A 22,592-nucleotide genomic window follows, 5' to 3' on the forward strand; every position below is an offset into this window, starting at 1 on the left:
TGTTTATTTAACTCTTGTATTAAATTTTTTAATAATTGATTTGTTTAGTTCGGCAGTTACATCGTTTAGTTTTGTATTAGATAGTTTCGCTAACTTTTGTCCAAACTCTTTTGAGTCATCAAACACATACCCATTCACACCATCTTCTATACAAGATGCAAACTCACGAACGCTAGAAGCCAATACTGGCACGCCCATCGCACCGGCCTCGACAAACTTAACATTAGACTTCGCATTGTTAAAAATATCATCAACTAATGGCACTAACATCAAATCGTGTTGAGCGATAAAATCTAGCATAGCATTGTAAGGTAACAGTGGGTAACAACTTACATTCGGTAAGGCCAGAATTCGTTCAGAAGATTGAGTTGCGCCCAAAATTGACAATTGTACATCTGGGTTTGCCGTCAAATAATCAAACAGTTCTTGCTCAATCATTTGGAAATCTTCTTTATGCGAATAGGTGCCTGAGGCGTATACCAATTTCAAGGCGCCGGTTTTCGCTTGTGGTTGGCGAATGTCTTTAGCTCTGATCTTATTGCCGATCACTTGGCAATCGATCTTATATTTACCTTCAATGTATTCTTTTAGAGCAGGGGTTGAAACGATCATACTATCAAGTTGCAACATAAAGCCTTCATAAGCGGTTGCCACAAACATCGCTTGATCTAAGTTCCATTCACCGCCTTTTACCGAACCGACTTCAGCTATGTGCTCAGGAAATACCAAATCGTCCATTTCGCCCACACAAGGCTTATTATACTGACGCGCTAAAGTTAAAAACTCACCCACATTGCCTTGTTCAGCAAATACGCGCTGAAATACCACACGTTGTGAACGCTCGATTAACGATTCTGCCGTGGCTAAATCGGTTTGCGAATGCATGACGACTGCATTTTTGCCTTGGTATTGTAACGATTCGGCTAAGTGCAACGCACGGTAGCGAGTTGAACCATTATCGAGACCAGCTGAGGTGATGATCACACTGTCTAAAGCCTCTGTCTTGCTATTGCCGATATAGTCAATTGGGGCAAAATATTCATTGTGCGGTGTATATGCATAATCTAGGTTAGCTTCTGTCGGGATCAAGCTTTGATAAGCGACAAACTCATGATGCCCACCCAAGCGCACTTCAAAGTGACCTAATTCAACCTTGGCAATATCGTTATCGGTATTGACTAGGGCTTCGAAGAGTGCGTAGAAATAATCGGTCGAAATCGTCAGCGGCAGGTGATCGTTCACCGCTGTCGTTAAAGTATCGAAATAGGCTTCGGCGCCCATTTGTAGTTTTTGCGCAACAATGTATTCCTTAGGTAATGGCGACCCTAATGGCTTGAGTGTTAATTGTGCTTTACCGTCGACTGCGGTAATCGCGGCGGCCGATGGCTCAGGAGAAGAGAACAGCACTTCAAATAAAGTCACGTTATCTTCCAAGAAACGCGAATACAGAGCCGGTTCACCGAGGTTGTACAGCAAAGAAGAATGTTTAAGGCTCTTATTGACCCTCTCGCGAGTCCCCACATAGGAACCAATGACTTCGGTCTCTGGGCTTAACGTGCGTACAAAGCGATCCAAACGAGACTGAATGTTGATAAGCCAACCCACATCGACCACTAAAACTTTTTTGGCATCAAGTACACCGTGATCTTTCAAGTATAGAGCTAAACCATCGCGTTGCGCGCTATTGGCTTGGTAAATCTCGGCTGATAAGGACTCCAACATACCAGAAAGTTTGGAAAAATCGTTCCAATTGGGTACATAATCAACAGAGTCAAAAACCGATTTCACTTTCGCTTTAATGTGAGAATCTGTCGGATCCAACTTGGCTTTTTTCAAGAAGTAACTGATAGGCTTTTCGGCTAGGTGTAAGCCTTCTATCAAGAAATACAAATCATTGGAGGTGAGTTGCTCTTCAAACGTGGCACCAACCACCGTTGCGCGCGATAAGTGTAGGTACTGCGATTGATATTGCCCTTGCTCAAGTTCATCTTTGTACAAAGTATCAAAGGCTTTCTTGATGATACGGCCATCTCGGGCCATAAAGACGATTTTTTCGATCCCTTGCTCATCGGCTAGCTTCTTGGTGTGCATTGCCATCATGGTCGCTAATGGCCCAGTCAACTCAAAGCCCAGTTTGGTATAAAAATCATTAGCTAGTTGCGGATTAGACTGCGCCCACAAACGCGTTGCTTGGGTACTAAAGCTATCCCAAATACGGCCCATTTGTGATAATGATTGCTTTTGTTGTGGATTAAGTTCAATCATTTTACTGTCGCTCTCGTAAATAGGAGAGAAACGCACAGCATTCAAACCCGCTTGGCGAGCACATTTCACATCACCAATCCAGTTATCGCCAATATGGATGATTTTATCGGCTTTAACCCCAGATTTTTTGGCGGCTTTTTTCACTTCTTCAAACAGTTTACCAGTGTCTTTTTTCTTACCGCGTTCAGAGGATAAGAAAAATTCATTCCACTGTTGGTAACCATTGGTTTTTAAAATTTGTTCAATAGTGTCGCGGTCGAGATACATGTCACTGGTAATGTAAACTTGTTTACCTTGTTCTAATGCATATTGATAAAGCGTTTTACCGATTGGGTGCTCAATACAGGTATCAATTTCTGCCCGTTTTTCAACTCGACTATCGCGATAAAGCGGCATGTGTTGGTAGATCTCGTCAACCGAAATGTCATCCACTTTGCCTTGTTTACTGCCAAGGACTTTACCCGCGGTTTTCATCCGTTCTTCAAACAGCGATAAAATACCGGCTTCTGTCGCCGTGTGTTGATATTCTGCAATATCAAACACCACTTCGGGTTGTGCCATTTCTCGAGTGACCAAGGTATCGAAAATATCAAAAGAGACAATATCAGCGTTATCGATGAGCGCTTTATAGTTTTCGACTTTATCCATTTGTCCCACCGTCGCGGCGGTGGGTAAAAAGTCTAAAATTTGCGGTGCGATGACATCAACATAATGGCGCTGAGTAACTTTTTGCTGCGCAGCTTTACCCATGGTATGGCGCAACTTCTCGTCATTTAGCAATTCAATAACCGCTTTAGCCATCGCATTGGTATCTAAATAGTCAACCACTTTACCGGCATCTTGCTCGACAAAAGTGTGCATGCCACCGGCTTGGCCATCAAAACAAATAACCGGCAGGGTTTGCTCGGCCGCTTCCATACACACGAGTGGATACGGGTCTTCACGTGAGGTAAGCAAAAACAGATCGCCGTGTTTAAAGTAATCGCGCGGATTGGCTTTCGGGCCAATAAATTTGACGATTTCTTCAACACCAAACTCGGCAATGGTATTGGCGGCATTGAGATCTTTGTTTTGATCTGAGCCAACCCAGTGCATTTCAACGTTAGTGATAGTCTGTTTTTTGAGGTGTTGCGCGACTTGGCAAAAAAGATCGAACCCTTTTCGCTTCTCGACGGCACCGCAACCAAAAATAATTTTTTTGCCTTCGCATGGGTGTGCTGTCTCCTCAACCTGGGCATAGTGGTTAATGAACGGCTTGAGGTATTGTAGATCGATATTTGTGAAGCGTTTATTAAGCGATTCGACGCTACCCGGAGATACGGCAATGTATTTTTGGCAAAGGTCTTTTAAAATCTCGACTTCATGTTCAAAAATCTTAAATACATTCTCCATTTCATGAACATGGGTAACAAACTCGGCATGTAAAAACTCAAAAGCTTTGGCATAACTCGCGGCTGCGATCGTATTAATGTACACGGTTTGTACATGATCGCCACAGAAGTTGGCAATGTCTTCACCAGTGTGTGGTCTATCCATGAAAAAGGTCGGTGCAATTGCTTCAAACTTAGCATTCCAAGGACCTGAAGCGCCGACAATAATAGAGAAGTTAATATCGGTATGGTCTTTTAACCAGTTCATGAGCGACAATAGTACCGCAGGCGCACCAGTTTCTGAGGCTTCATGAGAGATGAACAAAATCGACGGTGAGTACACTTCTTTTCGGCTTTCAGGCGCTACGTATTTCACCCGTGCTTTACGACCCTCACCTTGGCCATATTTGATAAAGTGCTGTAAAGCATTAACACCAGAAGCAGCTACATCAGGGTTTTTCTCTAAATAATAGTTAGTCACAAATTCGTGAGATGGATTACGCCCTTCCTTAAAGCCATACTTAATAAAGTGCTCTATAGGGTCACCACCGACATCAGGGTAATGAGCTTTATAGTATTCTTCTGAAAATAATGGGCTATTTTTTAATAATTGATAGGTTTCGGTATTTTTTATGTCTGATTCTATATCTTGAACTTCTTGAACTTCTTGAACTTCTTGAACTTCTTGAACTTCTTGAGCCTTTTGAGTTTCAATGTCATCATGATTAGCGACTAATGGCACAACGTTATCGCCGAATGAGTCATCTTCTTGTGAGTGAACTTCAATAACGGGAATATCGTTAACTTCTAGCTCGATAGGATGCTCACTAAACAAAATGAAATGCCTAAATGGATGCTCCAGATTAGTATCAATATTGTGTTTTTCAAGATAAGCAGAAAAATTAATATCTTCTCGTGGTTTACGACCTTCAAGTGCACCACAAGCAATAAAGTGATGATAAGGAGAAGAACCTGACTCAGCGACATCTGGGTTATTGGCTAAATAAAAATCGCAGTCAAAATAAGGGTGTGCAGATAATCCAAGTTCAATTTCGTTGGCATAAAAATACGCTAAATACGTCGAATTGATGTCGCTTGGTATTTGTTTCTTTAAGTATTCTAGATCAACAAATGCACTCGGTAAACGACCTTCTTTTTCACCATTTATAATGTAATGCACCATAGGGTGGGTATTACTTTCAGCCACATCAGGATTTTTAGAAAGATAGTATTGAGTGTTAAATAGGAAAGATGGATTAGTGCCTTTTTCACTTCCCAAAAAGTAGTAATCTTCAACAAGATCGGGTGATTGAACTGTTGGGTTATTATTGGCGTAATAGGTTTCATCTAACAAACCGGAAGAGCCAATCAGTTCGATATGGGCTTCTTGACTTACACTACTGATCGTTTCATTCATAATAATTTCTTTTTTTAATCTCAATACTAGGGGATTAACAATATTTTTCTTTTAAATCTGGGGGCTATCGTTATTACAGCAACGCTTTCCACCAAGCATCATTTTGCAGATACCAAGCAACGGTTTTTCTGATTCCTGTCTCAAACGACTCGGCCGGTTTATAACCCAGCTCATTATTGGTCTTGGTCGCATCAATCGCATAACGGCGATCGTGGCCGGCGCGATCGATCACATAGGTGATCAGCGCTTCGGCTTCACCTTGGGCTACCTTAGTCGCTAACGGGTATTTTTCGGTTAAGGTGAGGTCAGCGGCAAATGCGGAATTCATCAATTCGCACACCAGTTTGACGATATCGATGTTTTGCCATTCATTATGGCCACCGATATTGTAGTTCTCGCCCAGGCGACCTTTCTCTAGCACCAACTCAATGCCGCGCGCGTGATCTTCCACATACAGCCAGTCACGTACTTGCTTGCCATCACCGTAAATCGGCAAGGCCTTGTCGTGCAAGATGTTAGTGATGATTAATGGGATCAGCTTCTCAGGAAAGTGATAAGGACCGTAGTTATTTGAACAATTCGACGTCGTCACCTCTAACCCATAGGTGTGATGATAGGCGCGCACCAAATGATCCGACGCCGCTTTCGAAGCCGAATAAGGAGAATTGGGCGCATAGGCGGTCTCTTCGGTAAAGGCAGGGTCGTTGGGCTCTAAGGTGCCGTAGACTTCATCGGTGGACACGTGATGGAAACGATGGGGCAGAGGGGCATTGCCTGCCGCGATTGGCTCATCAATCCAACGCTTCTTGGCGGCTTTTAGCAAGCTGTACGTGCCCAAGATGTTGGTCTCGATAAAGGCATCGGGGCCGGTGATCGAACGGTCGACATGGGACTCGGCCGCAAAATGCACAATGGTGTTGATCTCGTGCTTCGCGATCAGGGTTTCGATCAGTTCCGTATTGCAGATGTCGCCGTGCACAAAGGTAAAATTAGGGTGGGATTCCACATCAACCAGGTTAGCGCGATTGCCGGCATAGGTGAGGGCATCGAGCACAATTACCTTGTCATTGGTGTGGTTTTTAAGCCAGTAGAGCGCGAAATTCGAGCCGATAAAGCCCGCGCCACCTGTGACGAGCAGGTTACGTTTATTCATACTAATTGTTTCAGCAAGTAAGCCGCTTGCTGCTCCATGTTGTTGTTCTATGACGTTTTTTCCATCAGTTCAAGAGAACCGTTACGTCAATTTTTCGTAAATTTATGTAAAGGATAAATGATTGTGTGCTACAGATCACCTAATTTATTATCAATCATGTGAATAAGTGATCGAGTTAACAGTATGTCATTCTTTTAACGTTATTAGACAAGGTAAATCTTTTTGTAATAAGAGCTTTTTAAGTGACCATCATAGAGGAGGGCTTGATGATAGGAGCATATCAATAAAATGGGCATGATAAATAGCCCCTAAACATATAAATATTAGTAGCCTTTAATCACTTTTCTTTAAGTTAAGAATGTTAGTGTATTCAACTATTTTTTTATTAATAAAGCTTCCGTTAGGCCTAAATCTGTGAGCAATTTTCATTAGATTATAGGCCTTTTGTATGTCTATTTTTTCAAGTGCAACAGCTGAATCTCTCAAGTTGTTAATTTCTTTCGTAGTTAACGTGATTTGGCCTATGCTCTTCTTTATCGTGGAAAATAAAGCCTCAATATCATCTTCGTTAAAGCCATACTGCCTAGATTTAGGATAATTATCATAGTCTTGGTTAAAATTGATATCAAATTTACTTAGATTCTCGTTGTTATCTAAAAAGTGACTCATGAATTTTTTAACTTCATCATATTGAGGAAGTATTTTAAAATTATCATGGGCGAGATTGCGACGTATGCGTTTTATGCTCTCAACTGGAAATTGATGCTTGATTAGATTATGAGAAATTAAGCTAAATCGTTTTTTTACACCACTATTTATTCTTTCTGGAGGTAACCTAAATCCCAAATTAAGTCTTTGTGAAAAATCTATACAAATATCATTTTCAATAAGGTTTTCGAAGTCCACAACAAGTAAGTTGTTAAAGCAAAAAATATCACTCCATACACTTAGTTTATCATAATAATCAAGGTACTCATGCAGTTCGGGAGTAATCTCAGGTAATGCGGACGCTGAATGTCCGCACAATAAGCTAGAAATCATCTCGCCTTTTTTACTGCCTTTGCTGGCCTGTTGCTTAAAAGATAAAGCCAGTTTGTCTTGACGACGTAAATAAACCACTATTGTTATTTCATCAAAATAACGATGACACACTTCTTTTAGTGATTGTATTATGCTTTGATGACGACGTCCAAGTAACGAAAAGTGTTCACCAGAAATAATAAGATTTTCTTTTTGATTATTTTTTAATGTACTTTCAAATTCTTTACTTAAAGTATATTGAATGTTGTCTTTTTCACTATTTATTTGTATGAAGTTTGATGAGTTTCCGTATTTGTCTAAACTGAAAAAACTCCATTTGTTTTCACTTAGTTTTTCTTGGTTTAATAGTAAAGACTTCTGCAATGAAGAACTACCAGTTTTATGAAAACCAATATGTAAAATCAACTTACTCACTATTATCTCCGGGTATTTCACTCATAAATTCATGCATATCCACTTCGTCTTTCCAAGGTAAGCGATAGCTTTGATCATTTTCCATTGATCTCTTTAATTCTTGATTACGCTTTAATTGCTCTTCATCTTTAAATGTGGGGGCATCATCAGAGTGTAAACCGGAGTTTATCGCAGGGAATACTTTTAAAGTTGAATTACTTCCGTTATAGCCATGTTTAATAAAGCGTTCTGTCCATTCTACATGCCCTGCGCCATAACCAGAGAACCGAGGATCTAAATAGCCGACTTTGCTTAATGCTTTACTGAAACAACCAGTGCATTGGCCTGTGACTAGCTTGCAAATAAATGGGTCATAAGGTTCGCCATTACCCTCTATTAACGCGTCTTTACGTTGAATGATTCTGCGGTGAGCGTAATTTATATGTCCCCACAAAAAACTGGCAACAGCCCAATCTTCAACCCAGCCTGGTGTTGTTGGTCGGCAATCATCTTCTAATAAAATTATAATGTCGCATTTCTTTTTCTCATAAAGATAATATAAAGCTCTGTTTTTGTTTCTTACAACACCTTTGTTTGAACCTTGAGAGTGAGGTATGTTATTTTCCTGGCACCATTCGCTGGTCCCATCAGTGCTACCATCATCAGCCACAAAAACATTTACTTTATCACTGGTATTCTCTTTGACAGATTTAATCGTTTTTTGCAGGTCATGTATACGATTAAAAGTAATGATACCAATGCCGATATTAATGTTATTTAAAAATTCTTGCTTTATTTCTTCATAAAGATCTCGTATAACCGGACCTTGCGGCCTTAATTTTTTCGCAAAAGCAATAAATGTCAAAGAATGAAAAATATTTACCCCTTTGAATTTTTGGGCTAAATTTCTATATTCCTCAACTGTCAAATCTAACTGGTTGGCTAAATCAGAGGCAGAAAAAGTAGAGTGTTCCAGTATGTGTTGAATCCCGTCAAATAATGTATGACGATTCGTGTACGTTTTTATAAGTTGTACTGATCGTTCAATCGAATAGCTTTCGTCTTTTATTACAGGGTAATGAGAGTCGCAGTAGCTTGCGCCTAAAAGAGTTTGAATACGTCCATTCTCTTTATTCAATTCATTTTTTACTTTTTCGAGCTCTTTCCCAGTAAGGTGAAATTTTTCATTATCTAGACTTTTTGTAAAATAGCCTCGTCCAACTGGGTTGATTTTACCATCTAAAATAGTTGGCGAGTTTTTATTTAGGTGGGCTAAAAAGCGAGTTGATTGGTTGCCAAAACCTTCATTACTGTTTTGAACAGTAAGCTTGTGACAGTTAACCCCCATACGAGTTAACATTGCACCTACAACACCTTGTTTAGATTGAATATCTTCTTCGAAGCTAGAAAAAGTGACTTTTTCACCGAAGACCTGTTTGAGCTTTTCAATAAATCCACTTTTTTTAGTCACAGTAATATTATCTAGAGTTCCATTACCAGACTTAATGCGCTCTTGTAATTCAGAACAAGTAAATGGGTACGGTTTTCTAACAGAGCAGTAGACATTTAGGTCAAAGCCTTTTGAGAGTATCTTATCCCTTAAAGAAATTAGAGCATGATGAGGTAAGACGGAAATGTCCTCACCCGAAATGATTATATTTTTATCCATGCTGAGATAATGATCAATTTGTTTATTATAATTGTCATTAGCTTCACCTATATTATTGCTATCACCATTTTTTATATTGATATGATAAAGTTCTGGTTTTTGGCAATACACTGAATAAAAAGGTATCGAGTGATTAATGATGTCTTTATTATGTCTAATAAAGCTAGGGTATATATATCCTTGTTTTTCTAATTCACTGCGATTATGGGCCAGTGTTTTTTGTATCGAAGAGGTTGCCGTTTTATGAAAACCCACATGTAAAATCAATCGCTTCATTTAATTCCCTACTGAAAAATCTTCTCTGGCCTTAGTTAAATTTACACTGTAACACGGATCTGGCTGTATGTGTGTCGCCCAGGTGGCTTTCATGTAAGCCACTTCTTTATGAAAACGTTCAACTTTTTCTGGTGCTTCGTCCGAGCCACGCGAAATCGATTCATGGTGGTACAACTCTGCGTACGGGGTCCACAGGTTGCGGTAACCGGCTTTTTGCACCTTCAAACAAAAATCGACATCGTTAAAGGCCACCGTTAAGTGCTCTTCGTTTAAGCCGCCAACGGCATCAAATACCGATTTGCGCACCAACAAACAAGCGGCCGTTACCGCTGAATAGTTTTGTACTATCTTTAAGCGATTATAATAGCCATGCTCATCTCGAAGAAAGTGTTTATGTGAGTGGCCAGCTACACCACCAAGTCCAATCACCACACCGGCGTGTTGAATGGTATCATTAGGGTAATAGAGCATTGCTCCCACACAGCCTATATCCTCACGTTGTGCGTGAGAGACCATCTCCGTCAGCCACTCTGGGTTGATGACTTCAATGTCATTATTGACCAGGCCTAAAATCTCGCCCTTCGCGTGCTGAGCGGCAAAATTATTGATTGCGGAATAGTTAAACGGATACGGGTATTTAAGCACCGTTACCTGCTCGTGCTCATTCACTTCATCAAAATAGGCCAAAGAGTCCGGATCGTTTGAATTATTGTCGACCAAAATGATCTCAAAGTTACGATAAGTCGACTTCTCAACGATAGAGTCAATCGCTTGTTTTGTGATCTCATGGCCATTATAGGTTGGTATTATTAATGAAACGAATGGGTTATCGATAATAGACCATTTTACCCGGTAAATATTATCGTGTTTACCACGCTCAACAGTCACCGCTTTGCCAAGCTGCTTAAAGTGATCTTCTAGCGCTTTAATACCCGCATCCGTGGTATAGGATTTCGCCTCAGAGCCCGACGCGGTTGAGCCTTCGACCACTCGCCAGTGATACAGCACTTTAGGAATGTGAACAATCTTTGCGTGATCGATTTCACGTGAGTAACGAAGCAACAAATCGTAATCTTGACTGCCCTCATAACCCAAGCGGAAACCGCCAATCTGTTTCACGATCTCGGTTTTATACACCCCAAGATGCGACACATAATTTTGGCTGTAGAGCAGATCCAAATTCCAATCCGACTTAAAGTGCGGCCCAAAACGCTCACCCTCTTCGGTCATCTTATCTTCATCACTGTAAATCAAAGCGACATCTGGGGTCTCATTAATCGCCTTAACCACATGATATAAGGCGTGCTGATGGAGCTCATCATCGTGATCCAGCAGCGCAGTCCACTCACCGGTGGCGACGTCTAATGCGCTATTACTGGCAGCGGAGATATGACCGTTCTGCTCTCTAAACACCACCTTAATACGAGAATCTCGCTGGGCATAATGCTCTAACACCTCACGAACATGCGCTTTCGGTGAGCAATCATCGGCCAGGCACAATTGCCAATTCGGGTATGATTGCGCCATCACCGACTCAATACACTCGGCGAGCAATTCCTTCTCAGGGTTATACACCGGCACCACAATCGAAATGAGTGGCTGATGAGTAAACTCGTTAATATCTCGAATGATGTCGACAAAACCTTCCTGCTCGTTTTTTAAACGCCATGATAAATAGGGATCAAGCTGAGTTGGTTGAGTGATCGTTGAAACGAAGTCACTAAAAATTCGATGTTCATTAATCCCATGATGCGTCCAGTGCCCAAGAAGTAATGAATCATAGTCTGCGAGATCAGGGTTTTTCGATTTGTAAATTTCAGGGTTAAAGTAAGGGACTGGCTTTCTACCTTCTTGCTCACCAACTTGTATATAGTGAATCAGTGGATTAACGCTATTGGTTTTTACGTCTGGATTCTCTGTTAGATAATAAAAAGTACTAAAATGCTGGCTAGGATTTTTACCAAGTTTTTCACCAATTAATAGATAATCTTTAATGGGATCTGAGTGTTGTATCAAACTCCCCATCTGTTGTGTTTGATAAACCGCTTCATCCCATAAACCGGATTGTCTGATTACGCTGGCTAAGTCATCTAAATGCTGACCATTATACGTATCAATCGCTTCTAATAATTCTTGGCTGTCTAGCGTGGTGCTTGTTTCAATTAATACCGTATTATCTTGGCGATAATAGATGACCTTTAACTCAACGGTGGCGGCTGAAAACCAAAACGGGTTTATGCTTTTGCCATCAATTTTAATCGCAAAACCGCATTTCACATCCTTGAGTAATCTGTTTAAATCTTCTCGTTTCGTGCTACATGGCGAACTGGCAATCAATTCTTGATTCAGCAAAATGTCGACTTTTTTTGCCCCTTGGCACCAACCCCCAATGATTGAGCCGACTAAGCCATCGGTACAATGCAAAGGTCGCTTATAAATTGCACTTTTTATTTTTCCTAGCATGGTAATAAATTCCTAATTTTAAAACGAGAATTAAGCCTTAAATAGCCTACAGCAAATTTACACGGCAATCGTAAAATCTTCTTTAATCTGTGTAAGGTTTGCGTTGTAAAATGGATCGGGTGTTGTATCGGTCGCCCACGTTGTTTTCATGTATTCGACCTCTTTATTAAAGCGGGCAATTTTTTCTGGGTTGTCTTCCGCGCCCCGAGAAATAGACTCATGATGGTACAGCTCGGCGTAAGGTGTCCATAGGTTGCGATAGCCGGCTTGCTTCACTTTTAAACAAAAATCGACATCGTTAAAGGCTACCTTAAGATCCGTTTCGTTTAATCCGCCGACTTGCTCAAATACAGACTTCCTTACCAACAAGCAGGCTGCGGTTACCGCGGATAAGTTCTGCACTAGGTGTAAGCGGCTAAAGTACCCATTGGACTCGCGAGGAAAGTGCTTATGTGAGTGACCAGCTACGCCATTAATCCCTAAAATGACCCCTGCGTGCTGAATCGTATCATTGGGGTAATAAAGCATGGCGCCCACACAGCCGATATCGCTACGCTGCGCGTGAGACACCATTTCCGTCAACCACTCGGGGTTAATCACTTCGATGTCGTTATTAATTAAGCCCAAAATGTCGCCCTTTGCCTGTTTGGCGGCAAAATTATTGATCGCTGAATAGTTAAATGGGTGTGGGTAGCGCAGCACACGCACTTGCTCATGCTGATTGATATGCTCAAAGTAGGCTAAGGCTGCAGCGTCATCCGAGTTGTTATCAATCAACAAAATTTCAAAATGACGATAAGTGGTTTTCTCTAAGATTGAATCAATTGCTTGTTTGGTGATTTGATAGCCATTGTACGTCGGAATGAGTAACGAAACCAAAGGGTTGGCATCAGCAATCGGCCAGTTTACTTTATAAATATTATCTTGTTTACCACGCTCCACGCTGACCTGTTCACCGAGCTGCTCAAAGTGATCTTGCAGCGCTTTGATCCCCGCTTGCGTGGTGTAAGATTTCGCCTCAGCACCACTGGCCGTTGAGCCGGCGGTTACCCGCCAGTGATAGAGCACTTTTGGGATGTGGACAATATTGGTGTGATCAATTTCTCGTGAGTAACGCAGCAGTAAATCGTAATCCTGACTGCCTTCATACCCTTGGCGAAACCCGCCGATGCGTTTGACGATTTCGGTTTTATAGATCCCTAAATGCGACACATAGTTCTGACTGTAAAGCAGATCAAGATTCCAATCTGACTTGTAATGTGGCGCACTGTACTGTCCTGTCTCATCAATTTTATCTTCATCGGTGTAAATGAAATCGACATCCGGTTGTTGATTTATCGTGCTGACGACATGAAATAACGCATGTGGCGACAGTTCGTCATCGTGATCAAGTAAGGCCGTCCATTCACCGCGAGCGAGCGCTAAGGCACTGTTACTGGCTGCCGAAATATGGCCGTTATCATCGCGAAAAATCACCTGGATACGAGAGTCAAGGTGTTGATAATATTCAAGCACTTCACGCACATGAGGTTTGGTTGAAGCGTCATCGGCCAGGCACAGCTGCCAATGTGGGTAAGATTGTTCAAGCACGGACTCTATGCACCGCTCCAGTAGTACTTTGTCTGGGTTGTAAACCGGAACCACAATCGAGATAAGCGGGTGTAATGGCATCTGACGTAACTGAGCTTGTGCCTGATGCTTCGTCATCATCTCACCGTTAATCCATTGCCGGTATTGTTCCCTGCTGACCACGGACTGCGCTCGGTGCCAACTTTCATCCTCCAATAAAGGAAGGCTTTTACTATCGGCCAACCAAGCCTCAAATTGCGTTGTGGTTTGAGTGTGGTGAGCCTCTACCTCATCACGATTGGGCAATGTAGAGGAGATGTTTGGTGAAAAATAGGGCATTGGGCGACGACCTTGCTCTTCACCAAAGGCCAGATAATGGACTAAGGGATTAAAGTGACTGCGAGCAACATCTTGATTGATGGCAAGGTAGTAGGGGGTATTAAAATGACGAGATGGCAGTTTACCTAATGCATTGGCTTTGATCAGAAAATCGATAATGGCATTCGGGTGCTGAGTTTCATGAGGTTGCACTTGCTTGAGATAAAAGGGCTCATCCCATAATTGACTGGCGGTTATGTGCTTGACCAATTCATGAACACTCACGCCGTAATAAAGCTTGGCTCCTTCGACCCAAGTTTGTGGATTGACCTGCTGCTGTGAACGGACGAGCAGTGTATCGGCTTGATAAAACAGCAACTCAACGGTGAACTCACGTTTAAATAAGCAGTCAACCGGCAGCGTTGCCGCATCTAATGGATAGGTAAAACCACACTGAGTATTTTCCATCAGATGACCGAGATCAGGCCGGTTGACATCACAAGGGCACGTTGCCCAACGCTGCCCCTGAATAAGAAAATCCACCCGGTCTGCACCTTGGCACCAACCGCCGAGAAAATCGCCGACAACCCCATCAAAAAAATGAGGGCGTCGGTATTTGGCCATTGCCTTTTTAAGCAGTGTTTTAATCAGCATAGTTTAATAATTTTTAAGTGTCATGGAGTGAATGGCAAAGGTTACTGCCAACGCGTTTGCACACGAAAGCACAAGGATTTTATTTTTTGTTTGATGGGAGACGGCACCATGGCAATCAATCTTTGCCGCATTGCTTGATACCGAGTTAGCTGAGTTCGGTGTCGAGTTTGATGAGTGTGCGGTAAGTGCTGATTGTGCAACACAAAGCCCAAACGACTCAATTCAGTAAATAGTTTGTCACTGGGATCCTTATCTAAGTCAATCACGATGAGGTTATCGCGCTCGGCAAAGTAAGTTTTCACTGCGTTAATGTGTTGATGATAACGGTGTTGCCAGTCCGCGATCACTTGCGCTCGGCTTTGCCCGGTTGCTTTCATCGTTCTTGCTAAGTAGCCAGGGTGATTCAAGCGACTTTTGATCCACTTGTCTCTATCGCGATAATTGAGAATAAAGATAGAATCTGGGTATTGCTGATCAAGTTGCTGGAAATAACGTTCTGCACTGTAAAACGGCATCAAGTCATCGTCCCTGTGTTCCATATCGGTAAACACTTGGAACGCTTCATAGCCAGTTAATAAATTGATATTGTTTTTGGCATTATGGTGGATCTGTTTTGACAGCTTGCCGTTATCCCAGTGTATGGCCTTAAAGCCTTCATTGAGAAAATAAAAGTAAATACTGGCGGTGCCGGATTTATTAAAACCAATCTGAAAGATTTTCCGATCGATTTTTTGTTGTTTGAGACGTTGCTGGTAAGGCTTGATATCCGGCCGGGTAATATGACGCAAAGCGCGATCCAGGATCAATGCCTCTCCTGAGGACACGCCGCGATCAAGGGTATCCAATAAAGCCTGATAGCGTTGATTAACGAAACGCTCAGCGCGACTCAAAAGCTCCGATAACTGGGTATTGAGAAGACAAAGCCCTTGGTGGTACGTTTCATAATGGTGAGGGAGAGGGCTGTATTCGACCCCTTTGGCTTTTGCTGCATAGCCCATTCGGTTTGACTTAAAGCGCGCGCCATTAGGTCTCCCTCTAAACAATGACGACACATACTCGTACTGGCTGCGATATAAACGGTGAACAATAAAAAACTGAGGCAGGGCTGCCGGACTTATCTGTGTTTTCGACATCGTGTGATCGATAAACTCAGCGGCTCGGCCTTCGCTATTGCGGTAATCGACATTGTCACCAATCACATTGTGCACCTTGGTATTGAGCTCATAACGCACCGGCGTAATGCACTTGATGTGTGAGTTTAGGGTAAAGAGATTGTTATCCGTAATCGCTAAGCCAAAGCGCGTTTCACTGTGTTTAATGGCCCAGTTGAATACATGCACTGCTTGTGGCGTTGGCGATTGAGCTAAGTAGTCGTTAATCGACGTGGTAAAATCACGCGGTGTCCAAAATTCATCGATATCTAAAAAAGCGACATGAGAAAAGTCACGTGCTGAAGTGCGGCGTAACGCGCGCTGATAGACTTGAGTTTGGAAATGCTGGCCAAACTCAGTAAATAACTCATCCGCTTCTACCACCGTGATATTAATCTCTAACAAAGATTGCACGGCTTGAATGACATCTCGGCTATTATCACTGGTGTTGTTGAGGTAAATTTCAAAATCATCAAAGCCAAAGTGGTGATGATGATACAGCCACTCCGCCAGGTAACGGCCTTCATCTTTGGCAATGGCGACCATCTTTACTTTTGTATACGGCATAGGGTACTCAGTTGGACTCGCTTATCAGTTTTTTTGGTATTACAATGACTTAATACACGTAGATATCGCGATAGTCGCTTTGGGTAAATAATTTCGGTTGACCGAGAAACTCTCGCGCTACACGGTTATTCGACGCCATATAATGATTATCAATGCTTCTTAACTCGCCGGCCGTTAACCATATTTTTGATGGCGGTTCGAGCTGGTGTTGGCACTCTTGGGTGATCTCATCTCTTCGTTTGGCGTACTGTTTTGGATTACTGATCTCGAGGGCTTGCTGCTGAATTTGCAAAAGGGCAGAAGTAGGTAACGAAGGGTTAATGATCTTCTTGGTATCACCGATTACGGCTAAATCAAAGAGTTCGAGAAAGCTTTGCACCACATCATTCTGGTAATTAATCACTTTGATGTTGCCATCGCCAACTCGGTTTCGCCAACGATTGAGGGAATTAAAGTAATTAAATCGCCCTAAGCTATTAATAGTCAGCTGAAAAAACGTGGCTTTAAAACGAACTTGCGGGTCTTTAATCAGCTGATTAAAAAGCGATACGAGCACTTCCGATTGCGGGCGCACCGTTGCAATGACCACTACGTTTTTAAATTGGGTTACCCACTTTTTAAATGCGTCATTTTGATAATAAAACGGCGATAATTCAGAAGAAATAATCGCACTATGGCAGCGGTGGCGCTTCATTTCTTTGTCGTGTAACGCCATCACTTCTGATGGGGTGAACTTGGCTGGGTAGGCTTTGGCTTCTTGAAAGGCCAAGGCAAAATGATGGTGGGCATTATCATTCATTTGCAGCTTTTTCGAGTACAAAATACCCTCTGACTTCAAGGTTTTGAAGTGGGCATCGAGTTGTTGCTGAATTGCTGATGTGCCCGTTTTTGACCAGCCAATATGTAGATATAGGGTTTTCTTTTGCATGTTTTAATAGTTTTATTCTTTTTAAATCAAGGTCGCTGCGCTTAACACAGTAAAACACAGCTCGCTTCAGTGTCTCAAGTGGGGTCGGATTTGCGAGATAGACTGACCGAACTCGTGCTCGGTGTTATGCGGATCCGACCCCTAAAAATGATAAACCCTCTTGGCAGAGAATGACTTTTGTGTCGGTTTGTCATCATGTACTGCAAAGGCTGTGGTCAATCTTGCTTGTTTGCCAAGTGAGTTCGAGCCATAGGGGGCGGATCCACAAGAGTTTCGCTAGCGTTGTGATTGTAACGATCCCGCGAATCCGACCTCGACCAGCACGCGATTTTGACTGTGTTCCACTGTGTTTGACTGTCCTACACTGTTATTTACTGTGTTTCACTGTCCTACACCGTCTTTTACTGCCACAGCCTTAAACATTCAGGGGTCGGAGCCTCTAACACATTATCGTGTTGGTGACTCCTTACTTACCCCGGCTGCCGACCCCGATCAGCACGCGCTTTAGGTGTCACCACAATTACGGTACGGGGTCAGTAGCTTTGGAGTATCTCGAACTTATCAGTGCGCCTTGGGTGGCGAAGCTCTGACCCCTGCATGTTTTTTGAAACAGTTTGCTGCGCTGTCTCAAGTGGGGGCGGATTTGCGAGATAGACTGACCGAACTCGTGCTCGGTGTTATGCGGATCCGACCCCTAAAAATGATAAACCCTCTTGGCAGAGAATGACTTTTGTGTCGGTTTATCATCATGTACTGCAAAGGCTGTGGTCAATCTTGCTTGTTTGCCAAGTGAGTTCGAGCCATAGGGGTCGGATCCACAAGAGTTTCGCTAGCGTTGTGATTGTAACGATCCCGCGAATCCGACCCCGACCAGCACGCGATTTTGACTGTCCTACACTGTTACTTACTGTCTTAAACGGCCTTTAGCTCATCCATCATTTGGCTAAGCTGCTTACGCCAATGCACCGTCTGCACGCCGCTGGCTTGCTCGGCGGTCGACTTATCAATCACCGAAAAGCTCGGGCGCGTCGCAGGGGTTGGGTAATTGCTGGCTGGGATTGGGCCCACCGGGATCGCTTTATCGAGCAAGCCTTTTTCTAGCCCGAGCTCTTGAATGGCAACGGCAAAATCATACCAAGAAGCCACGCCCGCGTCGGTCCAGTGCAGTGTAAGGGTTTCGTCTGTTGTCACGCCTTGCGCTTGTTGCTTGGCCAGCAGTGACCAAATCATCTCGGCTAAGCCCTTGGCCCAGGTTGGGGTGCCCACTTGATCGTAAACAATGCCGAGCTGCTCTTTTTCGCTCATTAAACGCAGCATGGTTTTGACAAAGTTATTGCCGTGCGCCGAGTAGACCCACGCGGTGCGAATAATACTGGCGCGGCCTTGTAAAATTTCCGCCACCTTAAGATCGCCCGCCAGCTTAGATGCGCCGTAAACGTTGATGGGGTTGGGCACATCATCGGTTTGATAAGGGGTGGTTTTGGTGCCATCAAAGACAAAATCGGTCGAGACGTGAATCAAGCGCGCGCCAAATTCATCGCAGGCTTTCGCCAGCAGTTCACTGCCGGTTTCATTGACGGCATAGGCGGTGTCGGTGTCGCTTTCCGCTTTATCCACGGCGGTGTAAGCGGCGGCGTTGATCACCCAATCGGGCTGAAGCTGGTTAAATACCGCTTGAACGTTTTCTTGGCTGGTGATATCGAGATCATCGATACCGAGTGCGACCATCTCCACATTATCGGGTTGGGTTTGGCCCAGTTCGTAGGCCAGTTGGCCACCAAGGCCGGTGACTAAAATTTTTAAGCTCATAGTAATTTCCTAGCGTATGACAACGCACAACGTTCTGTTAACACAAATCAGTAAAATGAATGGATTGGTAACCAAGGGATCACAAATCCTTAGGTCTCTAACCCATCGTTCAAAAAAGGGAGACATACCTCATCGACACAACCGGTTGGGATAACACCCACCTGTTATTACTCTCGGTATTTCGGTATCTGGTGATGGTTGCTGTCGCGATACTCTGTATGGTGAGCGAGTCGCTTGTGCTCGGGCGTCGGTATGATAAAGGGCGCTGTACTTCAAGGTCGCTAGCGTTTGATGTCTTTCGACATCGCTTTAGGCTGATGCTGACGACCGGTTTGCCCTTGTAAACCCGCCCAAAGACCGGCGAGCATGGCACGGGTATGCTTTAACCTGGGTTTGGCAAACAAGGCGTAGCAGACAAAACGCGGCAACAGTTTTTTCAGTTCGGTGCGCTTCCATACCGCGGGCACATAGCCGCGCTTCATCAGCAGCATGGCATTGCGAAAATAATAAAAATGACGCACGGCGCTGTGGGTCACGATCTTGTGGCCAAACAGTTCAATCGGCGCATCGCCCAGTTGATGTTCTAACACCACTTGTGGCCATTGCAACACCTGATAGCCCAAGTGATTGGCGCGCAGCCCCCACTCGATATCAACAAAATCAATAAACAGCTTATCGTCGTGCAGGCCGATTTTTTCCATCGCCGCTAGATTCACCACACTGCCCGAGGTAATGGTGTAGGCCACCGGGTACACCTGCTGCTTTTGTTGCTCGGTCATCATGTTGGGGTTGAGACGCGAAATGCCCTGTGCGTCTATGGTGATCAGATCGCCAAAACGGTCGAGGTTTTTGGCGCGATAGCTTGGGCACAGCGCGGCAATACTGGGGCGCTTGGCCTGATCGCACTCTTTTGACAACTGACCGGCTTTAGCAAACAACTGCTCGATTTGTTCCACGCTGATGCGGGTATCTTGATCAAACAGGGCACACCATAAAGGGGCATGGGTGGTGTAAGCGAGCAAGGGCGGTTGGGTGACCGATTTTGTCAGCTCAGGGCAGGGCTGGGCACTCGGGGGGATCGCCGCAGAGGCCGAAGTCGGGGCGACGGGCGCGCCATTGACCACGGCCTTCGCGTTTTGCCATTGGCATTGAGTTCGCAGCGCCTGATCATTGAGATAGGTGACCATGTGTAACCCCTGATTGAGGGCTTTGGCAATGCCGAGGTTATTGTGGTTGGCAATCCAATAGTCGGCCCAGGTTGGGGTTTTGATTGCCATATCACTCGGGGTATTGTCGACCACCACTAAGTTGACCGCCTTGGCCATGCGTTGCCAAAACTGCAGCGTTTCCTCATCGGGGTGATACATCACCACCACCGCCCACCGTGGTGAAGCCAAGTGAGCGTCCAGTACTGGTGCGGGGTTGGCGGCGAGATCGGCTTTGGCCTGGTTGGTGCCTTGTTTGCCGTGTTTCACATTAGCGTGAGGTTTCATATGAGCGCGAGGTTTGACAGTAGCACGAGGTTTCATTTTAGCACCGAGGCCTGGGCGGCGCTAAGTTCGGTCTTTGGGCGAGCACGACCTTGAGCCGGTGCTTTTGGGTCTACGGCGCTTTTCAACCTGTACTTGCTTTGCTCGCTCTGGTTGTGAGTCTCTGCGCTGTGGCAGGCGACAGGGTCGCCAGCGAGGGCGGGCAGACGGCTTTTCATCGTCGCCCAACCGCGCTTGGCCAACGAAAATAACCACACACTGTGCAGATGCTGGCGAAAGGCTTTCGACATAAAGCGTTGGCTGTGACGACGGCGATAGTGAATGGCGCTTAGCTTGGGTAAAAATTCCACCGGGTAGCCGAGCTGTTCGGCGCGCAAACAAAAATCGATGTCTTCACAGTACATGTAATAACGCTCATCAAAGCCGCACAACTGCTGATACAAGCTGGCTCGACACAACAAAAACGCCGCGCTGGCCCAAAAGCGCTCACCTGCGGCTACGGGGTGTGATTTATCGACCACGGTACTGCGATCGCGCAGCAGGTAGTTGCGAGCAAAATTGAGCAAATTGGGGTAGCGGCGTAAATTGTCATCAAAGACGCTGCGTTTTGAGTTGAGAAATAAATTCACCGTCGCGAGTTCGATGGGCGCTTGGTGGTGAGGTTCGTTTGGGCAGCCATCACCGGAGTGATTGGCGAGCTCGATGCCATCGCGAAAGGCGATACAGTCCATCATCTGACGTATGGTTGGGCCGTTGATGTGCACATCGGGATTGAGCACGATAAACATATCGCGGCTTTGCATACCCAGAGATTGAGCGTGTAAAAAGTTGTCATTGTTATTGGCGGCGAAACCTTGCGGCCTTTCATTAATAACATACTCAATACCGTGCTGCTGGCAATAGTTGGCCAACACCTGGTGACTGGCGTTGGCTTGATTGACCGTGTCTGTCGGCCTTGTGTCTTTTGATGCCGCGCTTGCGGTATCCTGGTTATCGCCCTCACTGCGCGGCACATTGTTGCGCAAAATGACGGTGATCGACGGATGTTGCGCCAAGCGTTTGAGTGACCCGAGTTTTTCAATGATGGCTTCGTGATGATGAGAAATCACCGACACATAAGCCTGAGTCGCTTGCTTGGTGGTTGTATCCTTACTCATTATTCACCATGTTTTGTACACCCCTTTTTATACCGACAGCGCGATGGCCATTTTCTTCCTACCCACCGTATCCCAATTTATCGCATCCATACCGACCCTATATCGATGCCACCCATACCCTTAACGGTAATCAAACCTAGGGTATGGATGGTTCGGATTGACCCCAAAATAGTGGTTTATTGGGTGTCGACGATCTTGAGGTTGAGATCAAACTTGGGCGCTTGCTCAAAGCTCAGCCCGGCTTCATCTTTACCCGACAACAATGGGGCCTTGCCGTCGACTAAGGGCCATTCAATCCCAATGGTTGCATCGTCCCATTTTACCGAGACTTCCGAGCCTGGGTTGTAAAAGTCGGTGCATTTGTAAACAAATTCGGCTTGCTCACTGATCACGTAAAAGCCGTGAGCAAAACCTTCTGGTACCCAGAGTTGACGTTTGTTGTCGGCAGATAAGATCTCGCCAACCCATTGGCCAAAGGTGTCTGAACCTTCGCGCATGTCGACGGCCACGTCAAACACTTCGCCACTGACGACGCGCACCAGTTTGCCTTGGGTATTCTCGGTTTGATAGTGCAGACCGCGCAAAATACCATGGCCCGATTTGCTGTGGTTTTCCTGTACAAATTCGCGTTCAGCGCATTGTTGATTGAAGATAGTGGTGCGGAAGGTTTCCATAAAAAAACCGCGCTCATCACCAAACACTTGCGGTTCGATGATTTTTACGTCGGGGATTTTGGTGTCAATAATTTTCATTGTCGGCCAACTTAGAGTGTTATTTTTTTCAGTATTGCGATTGTCTGTATACTATCCGCTTTTGCGTGCCGTCCGTCAATATTCGGCCAAATTACGCTGCGGGGCAGGTAAAAACTGACGCGAACAACAACGCCACTCAATGACGCCGTC

12 protein-coding genes are annotated in these 22,592 nt (G+C 44.4%); all 12 read right to left on the reverse strand.

Features of this window, described 5'->3' with window-relative positions; genetic code table 11:
- Window positions 1-3 precede the first annotated feature (3 nt).
- A complete protein-coding gene (locus AB0763_RS02440) occupies window positions 4-5,052 on the reverse strand; it encodes an HAD-IA family hydrolase (protein ID WP_306100965.1) in 5,049 nt (1,682 codons plus the stop codon).
- A gap of 73 nt (window positions 5,053-5,125) precedes the next feature.
- The gene (rfbB, locus tag AB0763_RS02445) at window positions 5,126-6,205 is read right to left on the reverse strand and encodes a dTDP-glucose 4,6-dehydratase (protein WP_306100966.1); all 1,080 of its coding nucleotides are present in this window, start codon (window positions 6,203-6,205) and stop codon (window positions 5,126-5,128) included.
- A 333-nt stretch (window positions 6,206-6,538) separates the two neighbouring features.
- A complete protein-coding gene (locus tag AB0763_RS02450) occupies window positions 6,539-7,660 on the reverse strand; it encodes a hypothetical protein (protein ID WP_306100967.1) in 1,122 nt (373 codons plus the stop codon).
- Window positions 7,653-9,584 (reverse strand): glycosyltransferase family 2 protein, encoded by a 1,932-nt coding sequence (locus AB0763_RS02455; RefSeq protein ID WP_306100968.1) that lies wholly within the window; start codon window positions 9,582-9,584, stop codon window positions 7,653-7,655. Before AB0763_RS02455 ends, AB0763_RS02450 begins: the two co-directional genes overlap by 8 nt.
- Window positions 9,585-12,047 carry a glycosyltransferase family 2 protein gene (locus AB0763_RS02460; RefSeq protein ID WP_306100969.1) on the reverse strand — a complete coding sequence of 821 codons (2,463 nt, stop codon included), beginning with the start codon at window positions 12,045-12,047 and terminating at the stop codon, window positions 9,585-9,587.
- Window positions 12,048-12,104: 57 nt separating this feature from the next.
- Window positions 12,105-14,588, reverse strand: a complete 2,484-nt coding sequence (locus AB0763_RS02465) for a glycosyltransferase family 2 protein (protein ID WP_306100970.1) — start codon at window positions 14,586-14,588, stop codon at window positions 12,105-12,107.
- A 41-nt stretch (window positions 14,589-14,629) separates the two neighbouring features.
- Complete coding sequence (locus tag AB0763_RS02470; protein WP_306100971.1) at window positions 14,630-16,306, reverse strand: glycosyltransferase family 2 protein; 1,677 nt, start codon at window positions 16,304-16,306, stop codon at window positions 14,630-14,632.
- A 49-nt stretch (window positions 16,307-16,355) separates the two neighbouring features.
- Window positions 16,356-17,234 (reverse strand): hypothetical protein, encoded by an 879-nt coding sequence (locus tag AB0763_RS02475; protein WP_306100972.1) that lies wholly within the window; start codon window positions 17,232-17,234, stop codon window positions 16,356-16,358.
- A gap of 912 nt (window positions 17,235-18,146) precedes the next feature.
- Window positions 18,147-19,043 carry a dTDP-4-dehydrorhamnose reductase gene (gene rfbD, locus AB0763_RS02480; protein WP_306100973.1) on the reverse strand — a complete coding sequence of 299 codons (897 nt, stop codon included), beginning with the start codon at window positions 19,041-19,043 and terminating at the stop codon, window positions 18,147-18,149.
- Window positions 19,044-19,324: 281 nt separating this feature from the next.
- On the reverse strand, window positions 19,325-20,572 hold the full coding sequence (locus AB0763_RS02485; protein WP_306100974.1) for a hypothetical protein: 1,248 nt from the start codon (window positions 20,570-20,572) through the stop codon (window positions 19,325-19,327).
- Complete coding sequence (locus AB0763_RS02490; protein ID WP_306100975.1) at window positions 20,569-21,690, reverse strand: hypothetical protein; 1,122 nt, start codon at window positions 21,688-21,690, stop codon at window positions 20,569-20,571. The genes AB0763_RS02485 and AB0763_RS02490 overlap by 4 nt, the downstream gene beginning before the upstream one ends.
- Before the next feature lie 176 nt (window positions 21,691-21,866).
- Complete coding sequence (gene rfbC / locus AB0763_RS02495) at window positions 21,867-22,442, reverse strand: dTDP-4-dehydrorhamnose 3,5-epimerase (RefSeq protein ID WP_306100976.1); 576 nt, start codon at window positions 22,440-22,442, stop codon at window positions 21,867-21,869.
- Window positions 22,443-22,592 lie beyond the last annotated feature (150 nt).

The sequence above is a fragment of the Vibrio sp. HB236076 genome, from assembly GCF_040957575.1.
Taxonomy (GTDB): Bacteria; Pseudomonadota; Gammaproteobacteria; order Enterobacterales; family Vibrionaceae; genus Vibrio.

Coding starts and splice junctions, on each gene's coding strand:
- AB0763_RS02470 (WP_306100971.1), bottom strand. CDS start 16,306: ATGCCGTATACAAAAGTAAAGATGGTCGCCATTGCCAAAGATGAAGGC.
- AB0763_RS02465 (WP_306100970.1), bottom strand. CDS start 14,588: ATGCTGATTAAAACACTGCTTAAAAAGGCAATGGCCAAATACCGACGC.
- rfbC (WP_306100976.1), bottom strand. CDS start 22,442: ATGAAAATTATTGACACCAAAATCCCCGACGTAAAAATCATCGAACCG.
- AB0763_RS02440 (WP_306100965.1), bottom strand. CDS start 5,052: ATGAATGAAACGATCAGTAGTGTAAGTCAAGAAGCCCATATCGAACTG.
- AB0763_RS02485 (WP_306100974.1), bottom strand. CDS start 20,572: ATGAAACCTCGTGCTACTGTCAAACCTCGCGCTCATATGAAACCTCAC.
- AB0763_RS02490 (WP_306100975.1), bottom strand. CDS start 21,690: ATGAGTAAGGATACAACCACCAAGCAAGCGACTCAGGCTTATGTGTCG.
- rfbB (WP_306100966.1), bottom strand. CDS start 6,205: ATGAATAAACGTAACCTGCTCGTCACAGGTGGCGCGGGCTTTATCGGC.
- rfbD (WP_306100973.1), bottom strand. CDS start 19,043: ATGAGCTTAAAAATTTTAGTCACCGGCCTTGGTGGCCAACTGGCCTAC.
- AB0763_RS02460 (WP_306100969.1), bottom strand. CDS start 12,047: ATGCTAGGAAAAATAAAAAGTGCAATTTATAAGCGACCTTTGCATTGT.
- AB0763_RS02475 (WP_306100972.1), bottom strand. CDS start 17,234: ATGCAAAAGAAAACCCTATATCTACATATTGGCTGGTCAAAAACGGGC.
- AB0763_RS02455 (WP_306100968.1), bottom strand. CDS start 9,584: ATGAAGCGATTGATTTTACATGTGGGTTTTCATAAAACGGCAACCTCT.